21 protein-coding genes are annotated in these 19,392 nt (G+C 44.8%); 18 read left to right on the forward strand and 3 right to left on the reverse strand.

Going from position 1 to position 19,392, the window contains the following annotated elements; translation table 11 throughout:
• Positions 1 to 9: 9 nt before the first annotated feature.
• The 12 genes from nadD to ACTRWF_RS00520 all read left to right on the forward strand — a co-directional run bounded on the left by nadD (position 10) and on the right by ACTRWF_RS00520 (position 11,526).
• On the forward strand, positions 10 to 702 hold the full coding sequence (gene nadD / locus ACTRWF_RS00465; RefSeq protein WP_462834924.1) for a nicotinate (nicotinamide) nucleotide adenylyltransferase: 693 nt from the start codon (positions 10 to 12) through the stop codon (positions 700 to 702).
• Positions 703 to 719: 17 nt separating this feature from the next.
• Positions 720 to 1,037 carry a ribosome silencing factor gene (rsfS, locus tag ACTRWF_RS00470; protein WP_015067122.1) on the forward strand — a complete coding sequence of 106 codons (318 nt, stop codon included), beginning with the start codon at positions 720 to 722 and terminating at the stop codon, positions 1,035 to 1,037.
• Between the two features lie 115 nt (positions 1,038 to 1,152).
• Complete coding sequence (gene rlmH / locus ACTRWF_RS00475; protein WP_015067121.1) at positions 1,153 to 1,623, forward strand: 23S rRNA (pseudouridine(1915)-N(3))-methyltransferase RlmH; 471 nt, start codon at positions 1,153 to 1,155, stop codon at positions 1,621 to 1,623.
• A 30-nt stretch (positions 1,624 to 1,653) separates the two neighbouring features.
• Positions 1,654 to 3,567, forward strand: coding sequence for a penicillin-binding protein 2 (gene mrdA, locus ACTRWF_RS00480; RefSeq protein ID WP_462834925.1), 1,914 nt, complete (start codon positions 1,654 to 1,656; stop codon positions 3,565 to 3,567).
• On the forward strand, positions 3,567 to 4,682 hold the full coding sequence (rodA, locus tag ACTRWF_RS00485) for a rod shape-determining protein RodA (protein WP_015067119.1): 1,116 nt from the start codon (positions 3,567 to 3,569) through the stop codon (positions 4,680 to 4,682). Before mrdA ends, rodA begins: the two co-directional genes overlap by 1 nt.
• A gap of 5 nt (positions 4,683 to 4,687) precedes the next feature.
• Positions 4,688 to 5,656 (forward strand): septal ring lytic transglycosylase RlpA family protein, encoded by a 969-nt coding sequence (locus tag ACTRWF_RS00490; RefSeq protein ID WP_462834926.1) that lies wholly within the window; start codon positions 4,688 to 4,690, stop codon positions 5,654 to 5,656.
• A 460-nt stretch (positions 5,657 to 6,116) separates the two neighbouring features.
• Positions 6,117 to 7,301 carry a D-alanyl-D-alanine carboxypeptidase family protein gene (locus ACTRWF_RS00495; protein WP_015067117.1) on the forward strand — a complete coding sequence of 395 codons (1,185 nt, stop codon included), beginning with the start codon at positions 6,117 to 6,119 and terminating at the stop codon, positions 7,299 to 7,301.
• Between the two features lie 119 nt (positions 7,302 to 7,420).
• Entirely contained in the window at positions 7,421 to 7,684 is a 264-nt protein-coding gene (ybeD, locus tag ACTRWF_RS00500; protein WP_015067116.1) for a DUF493 family protein YbeD, read from the forward strand.
• 87 nt (positions 7,685 to 7,771) lie between these two features.
• Positions 7,772 to 8,356, forward strand: a complete 585-nt coding sequence (gene lipB, locus ACTRWF_RS00505; RefSeq protein WP_408607843.1) for a lipoyl(octanoyl) transferase LipB — start codon at positions 7,772 to 7,774, stop codon at positions 8,354 to 8,356.
• Positions 8,349 to 9,311, forward strand: a complete 963-nt coding sequence (lipA, locus tag ACTRWF_RS00510) for a lipoyl synthase (RefSeq protein WP_015067114.1) — start codon at positions 8,349 to 8,351, stop codon at positions 9,309 to 9,311. The genes lipB and lipA overlap by 8 nt, the downstream gene beginning before the upstream one ends.
• Positions 9,312 to 9,608: 297 nt before the next feature.
• The gene (ansA, locus tag ACTRWF_RS00515) at positions 9,609 to 10,616 is read left to right on the forward strand and encodes an asparaginase (protein WP_462834927.1); all 1,008 of its coding nucleotides are present in this window, start codon (positions 9,609 to 9,611) and stop codon (positions 10,614 to 10,616) included.
• A gap of 70 nt (positions 10,617 to 10,686) precedes the next feature.
• The gene (locus ACTRWF_RS00520; protein ID WP_020744731.1) at positions 10,687 to 11,526 is read left to right on the forward strand and encodes a DUF2797 domain-containing protein; all 840 of its coding nucleotides are present in this window, start codon (positions 10,687 to 10,689) and stop codon (positions 11,524 to 11,526) included.
• Between the two features lie 91 nt (positions 11,527 to 11,617).
• Here the strand turns inward: ACTRWF_RS00520 and ACTRWF_RS00525 are convergent, their stop codons facing one another.
• Together ACTRWF_RS00525 and ACTRWF_RS00530 are read right to left on the reverse strand one after the other, a co-directional pair.
• On the reverse strand, positions 11,618 to 12,169 hold the full coding sequence (locus tag ACTRWF_RS00525; protein WP_462834928.1) for an NAD(P)H nitroreductase: 552 nt from the start codon (positions 12,167 to 12,169) through the stop codon (positions 11,618 to 11,620).
• A gap of 179 nt (positions 12,170 to 12,348) precedes the next feature.
• Positions 12,349 to 12,963, reverse strand: coding sequence for an HvfX family Cu-binding RiPP maturation protein (locus ACTRWF_RS00530; protein ID WP_287148864.1), 615 nt, complete (start codon positions 12,961 to 12,963; stop codon positions 12,349 to 12,351).
• A 42-nt stretch (positions 12,964 to 13,005) separates the two neighbouring features.
• On the opposite strand from ACTRWF_RS00530, the gene ACTRWF_RS00535 reads away from it, so the two are divergent.
• The 3 genes from ACTRWF_RS00535 (at position 13,006) to ACTRWF_RS00545 (ending at position 15,791) form a co-directional block, all read left to right on the forward strand.
• Positions 13,006 to 13,191, forward strand: coding sequence for a hypothetical protein (locus tag ACTRWF_RS00535; protein WP_020745904.1), 186 nt, complete (start codon positions 13,006 to 13,008; stop codon positions 13,189 to 13,191).
• 202 nt (positions 13,192 to 13,393) lie between these two features.
• Positions 13,394 to 15,259 carry a signal peptide peptidase SppA gene (gene sppA / locus ACTRWF_RS00540; protein WP_462834929.1) on the forward strand — a complete coding sequence of 622 codons (1,866 nt, stop codon included), beginning with the start codon at positions 13,394 to 13,396 and terminating at the stop codon, positions 15,257 to 15,259.
• Between the two features lie 76 nt (positions 15,260 to 15,335).
• Entirely contained in the window at positions 15,336 to 15,791 is a 456-nt protein-coding gene (locus ACTRWF_RS00545) for a SprT family zinc-dependent metalloprotease (RefSeq protein WP_462834930.1), read from the forward strand.
• 59 nt (positions 15,792 to 15,850) lie between these two features.
• Here the strand turns inward: ACTRWF_RS00545 and yfbV are convergent, their stop codons facing one another.
• Positions 15,851 to 16,300 carry a terminus macrodomain insulation protein YfbV gene (gene yfbV, locus ACTRWF_RS00550; protein WP_020743482.1) on the reverse strand — a complete coding sequence of 150 codons (450 nt, stop codon included), beginning with the start codon at positions 16,298 to 16,300 and terminating at the stop codon, positions 15,851 to 15,853.
• Between the two features lie 578 nt (positions 16,301 to 16,878).
• Between yfbV and trxB the strand changes: the two genes are divergently transcribed.
• Genes trxB through ACTRWF_RS00565 form a run of 3 tightly spaced genes read left to right on the forward strand, consistent with a single transcriptional unit; the run spans position 16,879 to position 19,355 of the window.
• Positions 16,879 to 17,844 (forward strand): thioredoxin-disulfide reductase, encoded by a 966-nt coding sequence (gene trxB, locus ACTRWF_RS00555; protein WP_020743481.1) that lies wholly within the window; start codon positions 16,879 to 16,881, stop codon positions 17,842 to 17,844.
• A gap of 45 nt (positions 17,845 to 17,889) precedes the next feature.
• The gene (gene aat, locus ACTRWF_RS00560; RefSeq protein WP_278385525.1) at positions 17,890 to 18,636 is read left to right on the forward strand and encodes a leucyl/phenylalanyl-tRNA--protein transferase; all 747 of its coding nucleotides are present in this window, start codon (positions 17,890 to 17,892) and stop codon (positions 18,634 to 18,636) included.
• A complete protein-coding gene (locus ACTRWF_RS00565; protein WP_020743479.1) occupies positions 18,633 to 19,355 on the forward strand; it encodes an arginyltransferase in 723 nt (240 codons plus the stop codon). Before aat ends, ACTRWF_RS00565 begins: the two co-directional genes overlap by 4 nt.
• Positions 19,356 to 19,392 lie beyond the last annotated feature (37 nt).

A 19,392-nucleotide genomic window follows, 5' to 3' on the forward strand; every position in this document is an offset into this window, starting at 1 on the left:
CGTCACGTAGTGAGTTTACCTCCCACGTTTACAACACGCCCAACAGTTAAAGCCATTTTAGGGGGAACCTTTAACCCTCCACATAAGGGGCATATTGAAGCGGCGCTTAGCGCTGCTGATGAATTAGGCGTACACGAAGTTCACCTTATGCCCTGCAAATTAGCTCCACATAAGGCAGTCGGCGTGTCAGAAACCCATCGCGTGAGAATGATTGAGCTTTGCGCACAAACCAATGACAGACTTATTCCAGAGCTAATTGAACTTACGTTGCCGTCGCCGTCTTATACAGTAAAAACACTGCGCGCATTAAAAGAAAACAGTGATGACACAATCTGTTTTTTCATTGGTGCAGATTCGCTGTATAATCTGGATAAATGGTACGAGTGGGAGCACCTACTCGATTATTGTCACTTAGTGGTTATGCGTAGAGACGATGAAGAATTCTCGCCTGCTTGCGCAATACAAGCCTGGTTAGATACTCATGTGAGCGACGACAAAAACGTGATTCACACAGAACCTGCAGGTAAAGTAGTGTTAACCAACACACCGCTTTATAATGTTTCATCTACTGAGATTCGTGAAGTACTCGCTAGTGCTACTCCAGCTGATAAAGGTCACGTACTAGAGGGTTCGCCCGCTGAATTGTGGTTAGAAAATGCGGTACTTGAGTACATAAACGAACATCAGTTATATAAAAGTTAAGTAAGTGAGGAAAACTCTTGGAGAGTCAACAGCTCAAACAGTTTGTTAAAGACAAAATCGACGATATGAAAGCCCGTGATGTCATTGAACTAGACGTTCGCGGCAAATCAAGTATTACAGATACCATGATCATTTGCTCGGGTAACTCTAAGCGTCATGTATCTTCTATTGCTGAAAACGTAATGGTAGAAGCGAAAAACGCGGGCCATGCGCCTGGAAGCGTTGAAGGCAAGGAATCTGGTGAATGGGTGCTGGTAGACTTTGGCGATGTTATTTTGCATGTTATGCAAGACGAAACCCGTGATTTCTATCAGCTAGAAAAGCTTTGGTCGTAATCACTACACAACGCGATTAAAACTTAAAGCAATCTTGCCTTATGGATGGCCGTGCTGGCTAAAGTACGGTCTTCATAGCCACTATAACTATTACAACCTGCGGTAAGGGTCGAAAGTGCGTATACAAATTGTTGCGGTTGGTACGAAAATGCCAAACTGGGTGAATACAGGCGTTGACGAATTCATTCGCCGCTTCCCCAGCGACATGCCCGTTTCATTTACCGAGATTGCTGCCGGAAAGCGCGGAAAAAACGCCGATATAAAACGTATTTTAGAAAAAGAAGGCGAGCAGATGCTTGCTGCTATTCCTAAAGGAAACCGCATTGTTACCTTAGAAGTAACGGGCAAACCTTGGGACACGCCAACCCTAGCCAAGCAGTTGGATAACTGGAAAATGGATGGGCGCGACGTGAGCTTACTTATCGGCGGCCCTGAAGGATTAGCCCCAGACTGTATTGCCGCCTCTGAACAAAAATGGTCATTGTCAGCGCTTACGTTACCCCACCCTCTGGTGAGAATTATTCTTACCGAAAGCCTCTACCGCGCGTGGTCGGTAACACAGAATCACCCTTATCATCGTGAGTAAGGCGGCTTTACGCTAATGCAAAGGAAGTCAATGCACCGAAAACGTCAAGCGATACGCGATCATTCAGCTGAAGCGAACTTGTTCGCTCGTCGGGCGACGATTGCTTTTATCATTGTTATAGCCATGTTGGGCATTGTGCTAAACAACCTTTATTCTTTGCAGGTTACACAGTTTGAAGATTATCAGACCCGTTCTAACGGTAACCGAATTAACGTGCTGCCGATAGCGCCCAACCGCGGGCTTATCTACGATCGTAACGGTGTGCTTTTAGCAGAAAATCGCCCCGTTTTTAGTTTGGAAGTCATTCCGGAACAGGTCGATGATATTGATGCCACCCTTCTCGAACTGACTGAACTGATGGGTATTACTAACGATGAACTTGAACGCTTTCAGTCAACGCTTAAAGGTACCCGCCGATTTAAACCGGTAGCACTTCGTACACAGCTTAGCGAAGAGGAAGTTGCGCTATTTTCCGCCAGCAAACATAAGTTTCCCGGCGTACAAATTGAGGCTCGTCTGGCCCGTCATTACCCCTACAAAGAAACCCTTACGCATGCCCTTGGTTACGTTGCCCGAATTAATAAACGAGACTTACAAAAGCTTGTTGAGGCGGGCCAAGAAGATAACTATGCGGCTACGCATGACATTGGTAAGTTGGGTATTGAAAAATATCATGAAGAACTCCTGCACGGAAAGGTTGGTTACCAACAGGTGGAAGTCAATAATCAAGGCCGAATTATTCGCGTTCTTAGTGTTGAACCGCCAACCCCAGGCAAAGACATCGTACTTAATTTAGATCTAAAACTTCAGCTAGAAGCCCAGCGCATTATCGATGGCATGCGTGGAGCAATTGTTGTTACCGACGTGAAAACCGGTGGAGTGCTGGCACTTTATTCAAACCCCAGTTACGACCCCAACTTGTTTGTTCACGGCATTAGCAGTAAGAACTATTCAGCACTGTTAAATTCTCCCGACCGCCCGCTTATTAATCGAGCGACCCAGGGGCAATACCCGCCAGCGTCGACGATTAAGCCCCACCTAGGCTTAGTAGGCTTAGAAGAAGGTGTGATCACGAAAGACTACACCATTACTGATACGGGCCGTTATAAACTGCCAAACGTATCACACGTGTGGCGTGATTGGCGTCGCTGGGGTCATGGCAAAGTTGATGTTTCTAAAGCGATAGAGGTGTCCTGCGATACCTATTATTACGAGTTAGCCTATAAACTGGGTATCGATAAAATAAGCGACGCCATGTATAAATTTGGGTTCGGTGATTTTACCGGCATCGACTTATATGAAGAATCTGATGCCAATATGCCTAGCCGTGGCTGGAAGCGCGCTCGATTTAATCAGCCTTGGTATATAGGCGATACCATTCCGGTAGGCATTGGTCAAAGCTATTGGACCACCACTCCTGTGCAGCTCAATACCTCAGTGAATACGCTGATAAACGCGGGGGAACGCTACATTCCGCAAATTATTCGCGGCTATATGAAAACGGATAGCTCGGTAGACCTCATTCCCCTTAAATCGTTACGTCCTATCGAAATTAAAAATCGCGACAACTTAGATGTTGTATTGAACGCGATGCGCGATGTTGTTAGCGGTGAAGAAGGCGGCGCTAGGCATGCCTTTGCCGATACTCCTTACGATTCAGCGGGTAAAACAGGAACGGCTCAGCTGTTTACTGTAGGACAAAATGAAAAGTATGATGCCAGCAAAATAGATGAGCGCCTTCGCGATAACGCCATGTATGTTGGCTTTGCACCTTTCGATGACCCGGAAATTTCGGTAACAGTAGTGCTAGAGAACGTGGGAGGCGGAAGTAAAAATGCTGCGCCCGTAGCCCGTCAAATTATGGACTTTTACTTCAAAGATCGGGTGTTCGACACCGTCAATACAGCACAATCAAACAATACCAATAAGTTAGGGGCGAATTAGTGAAACGAACCACCATAAACCCGAACAAAATTAGTTTATTGCAGCGAATTCATATCGACGGCTGGTTGTTAATTGGCCTACTCGTACTAAGCGCAGTGGGACTGGTCACGTTGTTTTCGGCTTCTGGTCAAGATATGGGGCAAATGGAGCGTCAGTTCATTCGACTTGGATTTAGTTTCATTGTTATGTTCGGCTTAGCGCAACTGCCTCTTGGGTTCTACCGGTTTCTATCGCCTTACGCTTTTGTCGGTGGGCTCCTCATGCTTATCGCCGTGTTGCTTTTCGGCGATATGGGGAAAGGTGCTCAGCGCTGGCTAGATCTAGGCTTTATTCGCTTTCAGCCCTCCGAGTTAATGAAGCTTGCAGTACCTATGATGGTGGCTTGGTATATCAGTAAGTTTACGCTGCCCCCCCGTACCACACATATCGTTGTTGGGTTTGCTTTAGTGGTGGTGCCAACCATTCTTATAGCAAAACAGCCTGACTTAGGCACGTCACTTCTCATTGCAAGCTCGGGCATCTTTGCCATATTTCTGGCGGGAATGAGCTGGCGTTTAATCTCTGTAGTGGGCGCGTTAATCGGCGCTTTTGCACCTGTCATGTGGTTCTTTCTTATGAAAGATTATCAAAAGCAACGCGTACTTACGTTCCTCAACCCAGAGAGCGATCCCTTAGGGTCAGGCTATCACATCATTCAATCGAAGATTGCCATTGGTTCAGGCGGGGTAGATGGCAAAGGTTGGCTGCAAGGTACTCAGTCTCAGTTAGAATTCTTGCCCGAGCGCCATACCGACTTTATCTTCTCTGTGTTCAGTGAAGAATTTGGCCTCACTGGGGTGATGTGTTTAATGGCGATTTATATATTTATTATATTAAGGGGCCTTATTATTTCTAGCCGCGCGCAAGACGCATACGCTAAGCTGCTTGGTGGCAGTATCACCCTCACCTTTTTTGTCTATGTGTTTGTAAACATGGGCATGGTATCGGGGTTACTTCCCGTTGTTGGCGTCCCCTTGCCTTTAGTCAGCTTTGGCGGCACATCCATGGTGACTTTGATGGCGGGATTTGGCATTCTTATGGCAATCGCCACTCAAAAACGTTTAATGTCTAGATAACCCGTATGTTGCGACATCTTATTTCGGTACTTGAGATACACAATGTAAATCGCGTAAACAAGCGATGCTATCGTTATTTGGCTATATTTGTTGTCGGTGCGTTTTTGGTAGGCTGCCAAAGTGCACCAAAACAATCTGGACGCTACACCCAGCACCAAGACTCTGCGCCAAAGTATGTTGCAAAAACGCCGGAAACGCTAGACGCTGTTCCTAAATACGAAGCTTATAGAATGTTTAACAGTCGGCCCTACAAGGTGCTCGGAAAACATTATACGCCAATGCAAAATGGCAAGGGCTACGAAGAAGTCGGTTTTGCAAGTTGGTATGGGCAAAAATTCCATGGCCATCTAACGTCAAATGGTGAAACCTATAATATGTTCGCTATGAGCGCGGCGCACAAAACCCTGCCCCTGCCGTCTTACGTTCGCGTAACCAATTTAGAGAATAATAAACAAGCCATTGTTCGCGTGAATGACCGAGGGCCATTTCACGAAAACCGAATTATAGACTTATCTTATGCTGCGGCAGTTAAACTAGGTTATCACAGTAAAGGCACAGCGAAGGTTAAACTCGAAGTTATCCATTTCGACGAACAAAATAATGTCACTGTAGGCAATGGCCCCACGGTATCTTATGACGAATACCTCGGTATTGCTGTTGAACCTTCAACGCAGGTAGCCAGTGCATCCCCGTCAAATAATGCACAGGAAGAAGCGGCGCCAGAGAAAGGCGATGGCTTATCAAAAGACGCTATTTACATTCAAGTTGCCGCATTGTCTAACGCAGCAAAGGCAAAATCTATATCTAACGTACTATCAGCGCTATACCAAATACCTGCCCACCTACCCGTTGATAATAACATCTATAAACTTCAACTTGGCCCGATTCACGATGAAGCGGTTGTGGCCGAAGTACTTCAGCAATTAAAACAAAATGGCTACCCTAACGCGTATGCTATAACACAGACTTTATAACCTAGGCTCTAAAACGCAAACCCTATACCGCAATACGGACCCGCTTTTATATCCACCTGTTGTGTTAGCGCCCTTTTTATTTACCCTACTTTTACTGTCTATGCCTATCGTAAAAAAAAGAGCAAAGATGGGCTTTTCTACTTTACTGATGCATAACCCGTAACGCCCCATCGCCCATAAATCCACCGAGAATGTGTCAGCATTGTGTCATTCAACAGGCAATATCACGGTTTCTTCGCCTTAGACCTACTAAGACGTAAACTTTTTTGATAAAACCTAGTCTTATAAGCAGCCTTTCGTTAAGATCTCACGTTGCCTCTGCGATACAATGAGGCTGCAAAGACAGGATTCAGTTTCGAACTGAACTAAAGCTAAAAATGGGTAGTCTTGTTTCGCGGTCTTCGCGTTAATAAGGTAAGCTTTAACTCACACGGATATAACGGTCAAAGAAATTAGAACCATGCTCAGAATAATTCAACGCGCTAAACCGTCATTACTTTCATTTGCCTTTTTGGTGTTAGGGACATTGTTACATACAGCCAGTGCTGCTGTAGTCACTCCGCCTGCTCCATCAGTCGCTGCAGAAGGTTTCTTACTTACCGACTATGAAACAGGTCACGTCATCGCGTCGAAAAACGCAGATATGCAGCTTGCACCAGCAAGTTTAACAAAGATCATGACCATTTATGTGATTGGTAAAGAACTTCAAGCGGGCAATATTAGCCTAGATGATGAAGTTACCATTTCTGAAAATGCATGGGCTAAGAAATTCCCAGATTCTTCAAAAATGTTTATTGAAGTGGGCACGCAAGTTTCCGTTAGCGACCTACTGCGCGGCATTGTAGTGCAATCAGGTAACGATGCCTGCGTTGCTATGGCTGAACATGTTGCAGGTTCGGAATCTGCATTTGCAAGCATGATGAACGCTCACAGCGCCTCGTTGGGTATGACAGCCTCTCATTGGGTAAATGCTCACGGATTACATGATCCTGACCACTACACCACCCCTCGTGACATGGCTATTCTTTCTCGTGCACTTATTGCCGAGACACCTGAAATGTACAAAATTTACAGTGAAAAAGAATTTACCTACAACGGTATTAAACAGTACAACCGCAATAGCTTACTGTGGGATAAAAGCTTAAATGTTGACGGTATCAAGACGGGCCACACCTCAGATGCAGGCTACAGCCTAATTACATCTGCTGAGCAAGGCGGCATGCGCCTAATTTCTGTGGTAATGGGTACTGATAGCGAACGTGCACGTAAAGTAGAAAACAAAAAACTACTTAAATACGGCTTCCGCTTTTACGAAACGCTTACCCCTTATCAAGCGGGACACAGTTTTGTCGCCCACCGCATTTACATGGGTGATAGAGAAACGGTAGACCTTGGAATTAATCAATCTACCCCCATTACTATTCCTCGCGGTCAAGCGGCGAATTTGGAAGCTAACTTTGAGTTAGACGACAAACTGGAAGCCCCGCTAGCTAAAGGTCAAGTAGTCGGTAAGCTATACCTACAGCTAGAAGGTGAAGACGTGGCAAGTTACCCACTGGTAACCCTTCAAGAAGTAAAAGAAGGTAGCTTCTTCAACCGCGCCAAAGACTACATTATGCTTCAGCTAGGCTTTGACGACGAGTAAAAGCAAATAGATGACTACGCTTTAAAAAGCGAGTGATTAAAAAGCTAGTTGTGAAGCGGCCAGATTTGTTACAATCTGGCCGTTTTTTTATATGATATTTTAAGTACCAAGGATATCGCATGGATACCCGTTTCGACGAACTACTAGATTTTCCAACAAACCAAACATTTAAAGTAATGGGCGTAGCACACGAAGACCTACCAGAACAGGTAGTAAGCTGTCTTCAACAGCACGCGCCTGGCGATTATTCCCCGGCAGTTAAACCAAGTAGTAAAGGTACTTACCACTCGGTTTCAATAAGTGTACGTGTAACTAGTAAAGAGCATATGGAAACCATCTACACAGAATTAGCCAAACTTGAGCTTGTTAGGGTTGTACTATAAGTGAGTGACCAGCCGATTCAGCCTGAAGCGAATGGTGTTGTAGTACGCCAACTAGGCCGTCAGCCATATGAGCCTGTTTTCGAGGCAATGAAACGCTTTACCGATGAGCGTGACCAGCACACCCAAGACGAGATTTGGCTAGTCGAGCATGACGCTGTTTTTACCCAAGGACAAGCGGGGAAAGCTGAGCATATCCTTATGCCCGGCGATATTCCCGTTGTGCAAGTAGACCGTGGCGGCCAAGTCACCTATCACGGCCCGGGCCAACAAGTCATTTATTTATTGCTTAATATCAAGCGAAGAAAACTTGGCGTTCGTCACCTCGTTACAGCGATGGAAGAATCTGTGGTCGGACTTCTCGCAAAGTACGGTGTAAAAGCCTATCCAAAGCCCGATGCGCCTGGCGTGTACGTGGACGAAAAGAAAGTGTGCTCTCTTGGTTTAAGAATACGTAATGGCTGCTCGTTTCACGGGTTGGCTTTAAATGTTAGTATGGACCTATCACCGTTTCAACGTATTAACCCATGTGGTTATGCCGGTATGGAAATGATAGATACCGCGCGCCTTAACGGCCCAAATACGCTTGAAACCGCTGGTAATGAATTAACGCATTTGTTGCTAGAAGCGCTTTCCATTGCACAGCCAATATATAAAGAAGGTTTTGATGAGTAACGCACGACCTCAAGCGGGGGTAAAACTCCGTGATGATGAAAAAGTAAAACATATTCCCGTCACCATTATTCCTACAGAAAAGGAAGAAATGCTGCGCAAGCCGGAGTGGATAAAAATCAAATTGCCTCGTACTACCGAGAAAATTGATCACATCAAGAAAACACTTCGCAAAAATAATCTTCACTCGGTATGTGAAGAAGCAAGTTGCCCTAACCTAGCCGAGTGTTTCAACCACGGTACCGCCACCTTTATGATATTAGGTGATATTTGTACCCGCCGTTGTCCTTTCTGTGACGTAGCTCACGGTAAGCCTTTGCCTCCAAGTGCAGAGGAGCCAGAGAAGCTCGCTAAAACGATTGCAGAAATGAACTTGCGCTACGTGGTTATTACGTCTGTTGACCGCGATGATCTTCGCGACGGTGGAGCCCAGCACTTCGTAGATTGCATTAATGCTATTCGCGAACACAGCCCAACGACAACCATTGAAGTATTAGTGCCAGACTTCCGTGGCCGTATGGACCGAGCGTTGGAGATTTTCAAAAACGGCGTACCTGATGTGTTTAACCACAACCTTGAGACCATTCCTCGCCTATACCGAGAATGTCGTCCAGGTGCAAATTACCAGTGGTCATTAGACTTGCTTAAGAAGTTTAAAGCGCAACATCCTGACGTAATGACAAAGTCGGGCTTAATGATGGGCATGGGTGAAGAGAACGAAGAGATTCAAGGGGTACTTGATGATCTGCGCGCTCATGATGTTGATATGCTGACACTCGGTCAGTACCTTCAGCCTAGCCGCCACCACTACCCAGTAAAACGCTATGTGCACCCTAAAGAGTTTGATGCGCTAGGCGATTACGCCAAAGAGATCGGCTTTACTCATGCAGCGTGCGGCCCCATGGTTCGTTCAAGTTACCATGCTGACCAACAGGCGGCGGGTAAAGAAGTTAAATAATGTCAACGCCATTTCATTAATTGAAATACGTTACCAATACGCACTGCAGATTTTAAAAAGCGATGATTTCATCGCTTTTTTTGTGCTCATTTTCCGCCTTTTAACGTTTTATCGTGCACTTATAAAACGACATCGGCAGTAGAATTCGCTAGCCGTTATATTTATAAGCAGCAATTCTTGCTATGCCCTTTGCTTGCTAAATAATTACGGGTGACAAACCCGTAGGTATTGTTAGAATGCGCGAATTGTAGCTTAACTCCTTAAACGCCCCCCAAAAAACAGGGGTGAGGTCATTTCATGCGCAAACATATTTACATTGCCTATACAGGCGGCACCATTGGTATGAAACCCTCTAAACAAGGTTACGTACCCGCTGCTGGCTTCTTAACTGAAACACTAAAAAAGATGCCTGAGTTTCACCGCTCTGAAATGCCCCTTTTTACCTTGCATGAATATGATAATTTAATCGATTCATCAGATATGGATCCGTCAGATTGGCAGCGTATTGCCGATGACATTGCCGATAACTACGACAAGTATGATGGCTTCATTATTTTGCACGGTACAGATACCATGGCATACACGGCTTCAGCGCTAAGTTTTATGTTAGAAGACTTAACGAAGCCTGTGATTGTTACCGGTTCACAAATTCCGTTAGCAGAACTGCGTTCAGATGGTCAGGTAAACCTGTTAAATGCCTTATTTGTGGCGGCAAACTACCCGATTGCAGAAGTAGGACTGTTTTTTAATAACCGTTTGCTTCGAGGTAATCGCAGCCGAAAAGTTGATGCCGACGGATTTAGTGCTTTTGATTCCCCTAACTTCCCTCCGTTACTTGAAGCGGGGATCAATATTCGCATTAAAGCAGGTACCTTGGCAGAAACACCTAACAATACCTTAACGGTATCTAGCGTAAAGGCCCAGCCTATTGGCATGGTAAGCTTATACCCAGGTATTGCCCCTGAGGTAATTAAAAACACGCTTCAGCAACCCGTAAACGCGCTTATATTGCTAAGTTATGGTGTAGGCAATGCGCCGCAAAACCCTGAACTTATCGCGCAACTTAAATACGCGAAAGCCCGTGAAATCCCTGTTTTAAACTGTACGCAATGCATGCGCGGGCGCGTAAACATGGGCGGCTATGCGACCGGGCACGGCCTACAAGAAGTTGGCGTATTATCGGGTAGTGATATGACGCCAGAAGCCGCACTCGCTAAATTACATTACTTGTTAAGCAAAGGGCTGGCGTTTGAAAGAATCAGTCAACTGCTTACACAAAACTTGCGCGGCGAGTTAAGCGATTAACATAAAACACCTGCAACGTTTGCGTTAGCAGGCAATAAAACGACAACGTTTTAAAAATAAGGTTTTAAAAGTGACAACAACATATTCAGGTATGCTGCGAAAAATGCGCACCGCTGCCGATGAAGACAATACAGTACGCTATACACTCCCTATCGGTGACGAGTTTTTAGATATTAACAGCCTAATAGGTAAAGAAGTAACAGTAACCTTCTCGGGTGACATTAACTGTGTGCACTGTAATCGTAAAACCAAGAAAAGTTTTAACCAAGGTTATTGCTACCCTTGCTTAATTTCCTTGGCGCAGTGCGACAGTTGTATTATCAAGCCTGAGAAATGCCACTATCACGAAGGTACATGTAGAGAACCCGAGTGGGGAGAAGAACACTGCTTCAGCGACCATTTTGTTTATCTTGCTAATACCGGTACGGTGAAAGTTGGAATTACCCGAATGGTAACTGATGGCGTGTCGACGCGATGGATGGATCAAGGCGCTACCCAGGCAACCGTTATGTTACGCGTGCCAGATAGACTAACAAGTGGGCAAGTTGAAACCTTGTGTAAAGACCACATTGCCGATAAAACAAACTGGCGCACTATGCTAAAGGGGAAACCAGAAGAGGTGGACCTTGAGCAAGTCAAAACGGAGCTAATGGAAAAGATTGAAAACGACTTAGCGGCGTTGAAACAAGAAAAAGGACTGCAAGCGGTGTCGGAAGTGAGTACGCCTATTCACGATATTCATTACCCTGTAGAAGACTACCCGGTGAAAATTAAGTCGTTAAACTTAGATAAGACACCGTCGTTTTCTGGCGTACTAACAGGTATTAAAGGCCAATATTGGATGTTAGATGGCGACCGCGTTATCAATATCAGAAAGTTCGCAGGCTATAACGTAGACGTCACATATTAGAATTATGTGACGTCTAAAGGTCTACTCGCATTTGCTTTTGCGTAAACGCTTGTAGACCTTTTAGCGTTTAGCAACCCACGAACGCGCCAATTTACTGCCAAAATTCGAAATAGTCGCCACTATTTCTCTGCGGCTTAGGCGCAGGTTCGAAGGCCGGCGTGCCAAGATACAAGAATCCAACCAGCTCATCGTCTTCGCTAAGACCTAAACCATTCCTTACCGTTTCGCATTGCGCATAATTGCCTGTGCGCCACATACCGTTAAAGCCCTGCGCAACTGCCGCCATTTGCATGGCCATAACGCCACAGCTGGCCGAAGCGATTTGCTCAACTCTTGGCACTTTTTCATGTTCAATATGCTTTGCAATTGCAACAACGACCATGGGCGCGCGATGCGGAAGCTGCACTGCCCTTTCTATGTCTTTTTGTGACTTACCGTTTTCGATAGCCGACTTTTCATACAATGCACCTAGCTTATCTAACCCCTTTCCCGTACATACAATAAAACGCCATGGTGTTAGACACGCATGATCAGGTGCGCGCAGAGCAGCCTGCATAATATTTTCAAGTGCATCACCACTTGGTGCTGGCGCTTCTAAACGCGGCTGAGAACTTCTGTTAAGTAACAATGTTAAAGCGTCCATCTACGTCCCTACATATCAAATTCGTGCGTAATCTAGAGCGTTAAAAGTCTCTAGTTACCTAAAAGCATACCCGTAAAAGCGGTATGGTTGGTTGTATGCTAGATCCTACGGTCCATAAACAAAAAAGACCAGAAATATCCGGTCTTTTAGCGCGTTAATCCAGCGCTGTATTGCTTGTACTATGAAGGCATTTTAGGCGCAAAAAATTGTTTAAAGTAATAATCGACGCTTAAAAACCGTCCTCCGCCATATACAAACAGAACCAATAGCATAATGAAATACGTCGCAGCAAATTCAATACCGTTATTCAGCACCACAAAGTTGCCGCTTGACGTTAACCATTCGTAATGGCCATGGTTTTGTAATAGTGATTTCGCAGCCGATAGTTTTTCGGGCGCAGCCATAACACTTTCATTAAGCACGATAGTACCGTCAGCAAGCCAAGAAGACGCGTCAGCAATAGCCAACCAGCCATTATCAGCATGTACACTAACCATAGCAACGACCATAGTGATCATTAACGGGATACTGACTAAGCGAGTTAATGCCCCAAATAATAACAGTACACCCCCAACCAGTTCAGCGGCGGTGGCCAAAAATGCCATTACAAATGGTATAGGCAAGCCTAAACCGTAATCCTCATTTCCAAACCAGTCTACTATGCTGTCAAAACTAGATGCTTTATTCCAACCAGCTTGTATCATTACCGGTGCTAAATATAAGCGTAACAAAAATAGCGGAATGCCGTTGGCTAACTGTAGTCGTGCTACAAACTGTTGGTAAATTTTTATCATCGTTTTGCCTTTTTCAATATTTCAGAATAAGAACGGAGCAGTATGAAAAAAATTTCATCGCACAAGAATACGCCTTCACCGTTCTCACGAATAATGCAAAAAGGCCAGCAAAAAGCCCGGTACAAGGAGCGCAACGGCAAGTTTTTAATGAGTATGAGTGAAGACGATCACACGCGTATAGCGCATCTTATTAAAAGGTGGCTAGAGGAAGACACTAAAACGCGTTAACGGCAATTTAATAGCGAAATTATTGTTCTCGTGGCTAATTGTCCCTATTGATTAAAGTAAATCGAATGGCTGCACACAAAAAATTACAATTAAGTTCGCGATCTTATACGTTTTAGGTAACATAATGTAATGCAGTATATTGAGCAAGATACCCCTGACTGGTCTTGCTCTGATTAGTTAATTCAAAAAAGGTAGTGATCAAATGGCAGCCAAAGGAAATTGGACCAAATCCTTGTTTATTGGCTTGTGGACGGTGCTTAACTTCACCCGCAAACTTTTCTTTAATCTTATTTTCATTGTTATTTTTGTTGGATTGATTGTTGCTATAGCGGGTCAGGACAACGAGCAACTAACGGTAAATAAAGGCAGTGCACTTTTTCTAACGCTTAACGGCAAGTTGGTCATTGAAAAAGAAAGCGTTGATCCCTTCGAGCAGTTTTTACAGGAATCGCTAGGCAGTGAACCTGAAAACCCAGAAGTGCTTGTTCGCGACGTGGTAAAAGTGCTAGAGAACGCCCAAAAAGATCGCCGTATTAAAGCTCTGGTGTTAGATTTGCAAGGCTTTACAGGCGGTGGTTTAGATAAACTTCGCGCCGTAGCGAAAGCTATTGACGGGTTTAAAGAATCGGAAAAGCCGGTATACGCTATTGGCGATTACTTCTCACAGGACCAGTATTACTTAGCAGCCCATGCTGACAACATTTATCTAAACCCAATGGGAGGGTTGATGTTTGAAGGGTATGGTCGCTTCGGTATGTACTTTAAAGACATGCTGGAAAAGCTGAAGGTTACCACACATATTTTCCGTGTGGGCACCTATAAATCAGCGGTTGAGCCACTCATGCGCAACGACATGTCACAGGAAGCCAAAGAAGCAGAAAAGCAGTGGTTAGATGGCTATTGGGCTCAATACAAGGCTGACGTTTCAGCAGCCCGCGGCATTGATGAAGCTAATTTTGATGAAACCCTTGAAGGGCTTTTGGCTAAGTTTGAAGCCGCCGGCGGCGACTTTGCTCAATATGCCCTGCAAAACAATTGGGTAGATGCGTTAAAAACACGAGAAGAAGTCAGGCTTGAACTTATCGACATAGTGGGCGAAGACGACAATAAACTCGGCGTGAATTTAACGTCATTTAATACCTACCTTAAGGTGATTAATCCGCCCATGCCGGCCATTGAATCTGATATGGATAAAGTCGCTATTGTTGTTGCCAAAGGAACGATTTTAGATGGCGATCAAAAAGCTGGCACTATAGGCGGCGACAGCACAGCGCGTCTGTTAAGAAAAGCGCGATTAAATGACAACGTAAAAGCAGTGGTACTACAGATAGACTCTCCTGGCGGTAGTGCATTTGCATCTGAGGTTATCCGTCAAGAAGTACTTCAGCTTCAACAGGCGGGCAAGCCGGTTATTGCATCAATGAGCACTTACGCGGCGTCTGGTGGTTATTGGATTGCGGCAAGTGCAGATAAAATTATCGCAAGCCCGAGCACAATAACGGGCTCTATCGGTGTATTTGGTATGTTTATGACCTACGAAAATTCACTGGATTATTTAGGCATTCATAGCGATGGCGTCGCATCCACTGAGCTTGCTGGTTTTTCAACGGTTCGCCCGTTAGCACCAGAGTTTGGTCAGATTCTTCAGCGCAATGTGGAAAACACCTATGGTAACTTTCTGTCGCTTGTCTCTAACGCACGTGATATGCCAATCGATCAAGTAGACAGTGTAGCGCAAGGTCGCGTGTGGATTGGTGACGATGCGATTAACTTGGGGCTAGTTGATGAATTAGGTACCCTTGACGATGCGGTTGTTGCTGCTGCCGAAATGGCTGAACTAGAAAATTACGATACGTTTTACGTAAAGCGTACATTAACCGCTCAGGAAATATTCTGGAAAGAATTTTTTGGACAAACAATGACATTTGTCGGCAAATGGCAGTTTGCGAATGCAGATACTGCACTGGTTAACGAGTTTAAGCGTGTACTGAAAGAGTTTAACTTGGTAAACCAACTTAACGATCCGAAAGGCACTTATGTTCTTTGCTTACCCTGCGACGTTGAATAACGGGCAAGCAAGAAAACTTTCTTAACAAAGAGGCAGTAAGATCGCTTCAAATGACTTAACCCAAGAACAGCGTCGTGTGATTACCGACGCTGTTTTTCGTTGCTATGATAAAGCGGAGCACTATTTTTCTCGTTCTTTCGAACGCCCCGCCATTACATTCAGACGTTCCGGTAAAAACGCGGGTACCGCATTTTTGCAACAAAACCGCCTTAACTTCCACCCTATTTTATACAAAGAAAATAGCGAGGTATTTATACGGGAGGTGGTGCCACACGAAGTGAGTCACCTGCTAGTATGGATATTGTTCGGAAGGGTTCAACCCCACGGGAAAGAATGGCAATCGGTGATGCGGGGGGTGTTTGACTGCTCCCCAAGTGCAACGCATCAGTTTGATGTAAAGCGCGTAAGCCGCTCTTTTAGCTATAAATGTGATGGTGACACTTATGCGTTAAGTACGCGCAGGCATAATAATATTTTAAAAGGTGCCCAGTATAAGTGTAAGAAATGCAGCGCCTTGCTTAGGGCAGCCTAATTGGTATAAATATGGAAACACAAGGCTATTAATATTGCTTTGTCATTACGTGCTTTCGACTAATTGAACCAATGTTTAGTAAATACGCTGTCTAAATCGTCAAATGCTGTCTTGAGAAGTTGCGCTAGCTCTTTGTATTTTGGTTTAGCCTTAGCACTAGCAATATTCACCCCTTGGGCGCGCATTTTAGCGTGAATCTCTTGATACCAACTTTTTAGCTGCGGCGGAAGGTATTGATCTGAACGATGACCAAGCCAAAGTAACCCTTGCATGGGTAAACTTAGAAAAAATGCACCTATAGCGATGGTCTGGGGTAAATAGTCAGCGCCTAAATTCTGAAATAAAAGTGCACAGGAAACCATAGCAACCGGAGGCATGGTCTTAATCGCAAATTTGGTTGCAGCAACCACACGGCACTCTGGGAAAAAAGCGTAAAGCTCTTTTCTAACAGGCCACGTCTTCATGTACTGCTGACCGTTTTTCAACATTGTCACTACTGATTGAGACATGGCCCACCTCTTTCATCTAACTATTTGACTAACTCTAGCGTTTTCATATTAACTTGCTGCACCGTATAGCTGATTGCTCATATACATTGGCATTTGGTTACGCTAAGCCTTCACACTACGTCAAGTATATACGATGTAGCAGCAAATTTGGTCGCATCTTTAGTTTAGTTGCCTCAATTTAACGTCATGGAAGATAGAAAAGCCTGAGAAAAAATAACCAAGGTTTACCCCTTTTTGAGTGGCTTATTTCCCAATATATATGGGCGCTAGCGCCTTGGATTCAAGCGTTATCTCATTCATTTAATAATTAAATGGTATAAGCATTGGCTATCTTTAAGTGACATTTTCTCAGCTTACGGGCATCATACGCATTAGAGTCCTAGCGATGTGCAGTACTACGTTCTTATCACGGCCTTTAAACTTTTGATGTGATAGTTCACTGCAATTTCCCGCTGGCTAACAACCATAATAAAAAGTAACTAGGTGTTGTGCTTGATTTAAAAATTTTCGCCCCTACCTAGCTTTCTAAGAGAATTTGTATAAGTAGCCCGATTCGGGCGAAATATTTGGAGAGGAAAATGGCAGAAAGCAGACACGTCCGTCTACTTATCTTGGGTTCTGGCCCAGCAGGTTACTCAGCGGCGGTTTATGCTGCACGCGCTAACCTAGAACCTGTACTTTTAACTGGTATTCAACAAGGCGGACAGCTTACTACCACAACAGAAGTAGAAAACTGGCCTGGCGACCCTGAAGGTCTTACTGGCCCAGATCTCATGGTTCGTATGCAAAAGCACGCGGAAAAGTTTGATACCGAGATTATTTTTGATCATATCAACAAAACAGATCTGACTAAGCGCCCTTATACCCTTTACGGCGATAGCGGCACCTACACTTGTGATGCACTAATTATTGCAACAGGTGCCTCTGCGAAATACCTGGGCTTAGAGTCAGAGCAAGCGTTTATGGGTAAAGGCGTATCAGCGTGTGCAACATGTGATGGTTTCTTCTACCGCAATCAAAAAGTAGCGGTTGTTGGCGGCGGTAACACGGCCGTTGAAGAAGCGCTTTATCTTTCTAATATTGCCTCTGAAGTTCACGTTATTCATAGAAGAGACAGCTTTAGAAGTGAAAAAATACTTGAGCAACGTCTTCGTGAGAAAGCAGAGAACGGTAATGTTGTGTTACACCTAAATCGTACCCTTGATGAAGTGCTAGGCGACGAAATGGGCGTTACCAAGATACGTATCAAGGAAACCGAAGGTGATGCAACCGAAGAGCTAGACGTAATGGGTCTGTTCATTGCTATCGGTCACAAACCAAATACCGATATTTTTGATGGTCAGCTTGAAATGAAAGATGGCTACATTACAGTGAACAGCGGTACGAATGGTAACGCGACACAAACCAGCGTTGAAGGTGTATTCGCAGCGGGTGACGTAAGCGATCACATCTACCGTCAGGCAATCACTTCAGCGGGCACAGGCTGCATGGCCGCCCTTGATGCTGAAAAATACCTTGACGGTATTATGCCAGAACAAGGTTAAGTACCTTATTTGAAAGCCCTACGTTACTGTGGGGCTTTTTTACTTATGATAGCGTTACATTATATTGAAGAAGGCGCGCCCTTCCCGCCTGTTGATACCGCGTTAGAAGACCCAAACGGTTTACTTGCCTTCGGCGGCGATTTAAGTCCTGCTCGCTTATTTTCCGCATACTCCCAAGGCATATTTCCGTGGTTTAGTGATGATGAACCGCTCCTTTGGTGGTCACCGAACCCTCGGGCAATCATCGAGCTTAACGAGTTTGTTCCGTCAAAAAGCCTTAAAAAATTGGCTCGCAAACAGAAATACACGGTAACGATAAATCACGCATTTGACCGCGTTATAAACGCCTGCTCCACAATACCTCGCAAGAACCCGAACACGGGTGATTTTTCAGATGAGACTTGGATAACTGAAGATATGATAGCCGCATACAAGCAGCTTAATGGTTTAGGTCTTGCCCATTCTGTTGAGGTATGGCATGACGACGAGTTAGTAGGCGGCTTATACGGCGTTGGTATTGGTAAAGTTTATTGCGGCGAATCTATGTTTCACCGTGAAAGTAACACGTCAAAGCTAGCTATGCTGGCGCTAGTTGAGCATATGAAAGCTTACGATATGGCGTTTATCGATTGCCAATTGCCCACTGACCACCTTTCTTCATTAGGTGCTAAAACCCTCTCAAGGGAAGACTTTATTGAAAAATTGGAAAACAACAACCACACTTTAACAGATGACGGTAGGCTTCGCGAAGACTACCTAGCCCGTTGGAAGCCAAGAGTGATTACACCGTGAAGTTTGGTATAACCCAATCGTTTTCATGTAGCTATTTGCCTGAACAGCAGGAGCAACTGTTAGTTTATGCTGAAAATAACAATTCTCAGCAGTGGCATTATTCGCAGCTTATTCAAGTAGGGTTCAGACGCAGTGGTGAACAAATATATCGCCCTCACTGCCCTGCCTGTAAAGCGTGCAAATCGGTAAGGATCCCCGTTTACGAGTTTACCCCCTCTCGCAGTCAAAAGCGTCTGCTAAAAAGTAATCAGAACTTTAGCGTCAGGCTAGTCGATAAAACCCGTGACGATTACTATCCGCTGTACGAGCGCTATATTACTGAGCGTCATGCTGATGGCAGCATGTACCCCCCGTCGAAAACCCAGTTCGATAACTTCGTACAAAGCGAATGGATGACTACCCATTATCTTGAGGCCTACCACGGCGAAAAACTTATTGCTGTGGCTGTCACTGATATTATTGATGCCAATAAAAACATGAGCGCGCTTTCGGCGCTGTATACATTTTTTGACCCTGACTATAGTCCAGCGTCTTTAGGCACATGGATGATTTTGATGCAGATTGAACAGGCTAAGCGTTTAGGTCACCGCTACGTGTATTTGGGATATTACGTTGATGGTTGTCAAAAAATGTCTTACAAGCATAAATTCCTGCCGTTTGAGCAGTTTAGTGACAATGAATGGCATCTATTTAGTAAAAGTAGTAAAATACACACTTAATTGCTTTACACCGTACCCAAGATTGGGTAAGGTCTGC

Source organism: Alteromonas sp. G5_S2_22_S1 (genome assembly GCF_054968525.1).

What these genes read in the sequence shown, in the direction of transcription:
- ACTRWF_RS00530 (WP_287148864.1), bottom strand. Translation starts at nt 12,963, where the DNA reads ATGATAAAAATTTACCAACAGTTTGTAGCACGACTACAGTTAGCCAAC.
- ACTRWF_RS00495 (WP_015067117.1), top strand. Translation starts at nt 6,117, where the DNA reads ATGCTCAGAATAATTCAACGCGCTAAACCGTCATTACTTTCATTTGCC.
- ybeD (WP_015067116.1), top strand. Translation starts at nt 7,421, where the DNA reads ATGGATACCCGTTTCGACGAACTACTAGATTTTCCAACAAACCAAACA.
- aat (WP_278385525.1), top strand. Translation starts at nt 17,890, where the DNA reads ATGATAGCGTTACATTATATTGAAGAAGGCGCGCCCTTCCCGCCTGTT.
- sppA (WP_462834929.1), top strand. Translation starts at nt 13,394, where the DNA reads ATGGCAGCCAAAGGAAATTGGACCAAATCCTTGTTTATTGGCTTGTGG.
- ACTRWF_RS00535 (WP_020745904.1), top strand. Translation starts at nt 13,006, where the DNA reads ATGAAAAAAATTTCATCGCACAAGAATACGCCTTCACCGTTCTCACGA.
- lipB (WP_408607843.1), top strand. Translation starts at nt 7,772, where the DNA reads ATGAAACGCTTTACCGATGAGCGTGACCAGCACACCCAAGACGAGATT.
- ansA (WP_462834927.1), top strand. Translation starts at nt 9,609, where the DNA reads ATGCGCAAACATATTTACATTGCCTATACAGGCGGCACCATTGGTATG.
- yfbV (WP_020743482.1), bottom strand. Translation starts at nt 16,300, where the DNA reads ATGTCTCAATCAGTAGTGACAATGTTGAAAAACGGTCAGCAGTACATG.
- trxB (WP_020743481.1), top strand. Translation starts at nt 16,879, where the DNA reads ATGGCAGAAAGCAGACACGTCCGTCTACTTATCTTGGGTTCTGGCCCA.
- ACTRWF_RS00525 (WP_462834928.1), bottom strand. Translation starts at nt 12,169, where the DNA reads ATGGACGCTTTAACATTGTTACTTAACAGAAGTTCTCAGCCGCGTTTA.
- mrdA (WP_462834925.1), top strand. Translation starts at nt 1,654, where the DNA reads ATGCACCGAAAACGTCAAGCGATACGCGATCATTCAGCTGAAGCGAAC.
- ACTRWF_RS00490 (WP_462834926.1), top strand. Translation starts at nt 4,688, where the DNA reads ATGTTGCGACATCTTATTTCGGTACTTGAGATACACAATGTAAATCGC.
- lipA (WP_015067114.1), top strand. Translation starts at nt 8,349, where the DNA reads ATGAGTAACGCACGACCTCAAGCGGGGGTAAAACTCCGTGATGATGAA.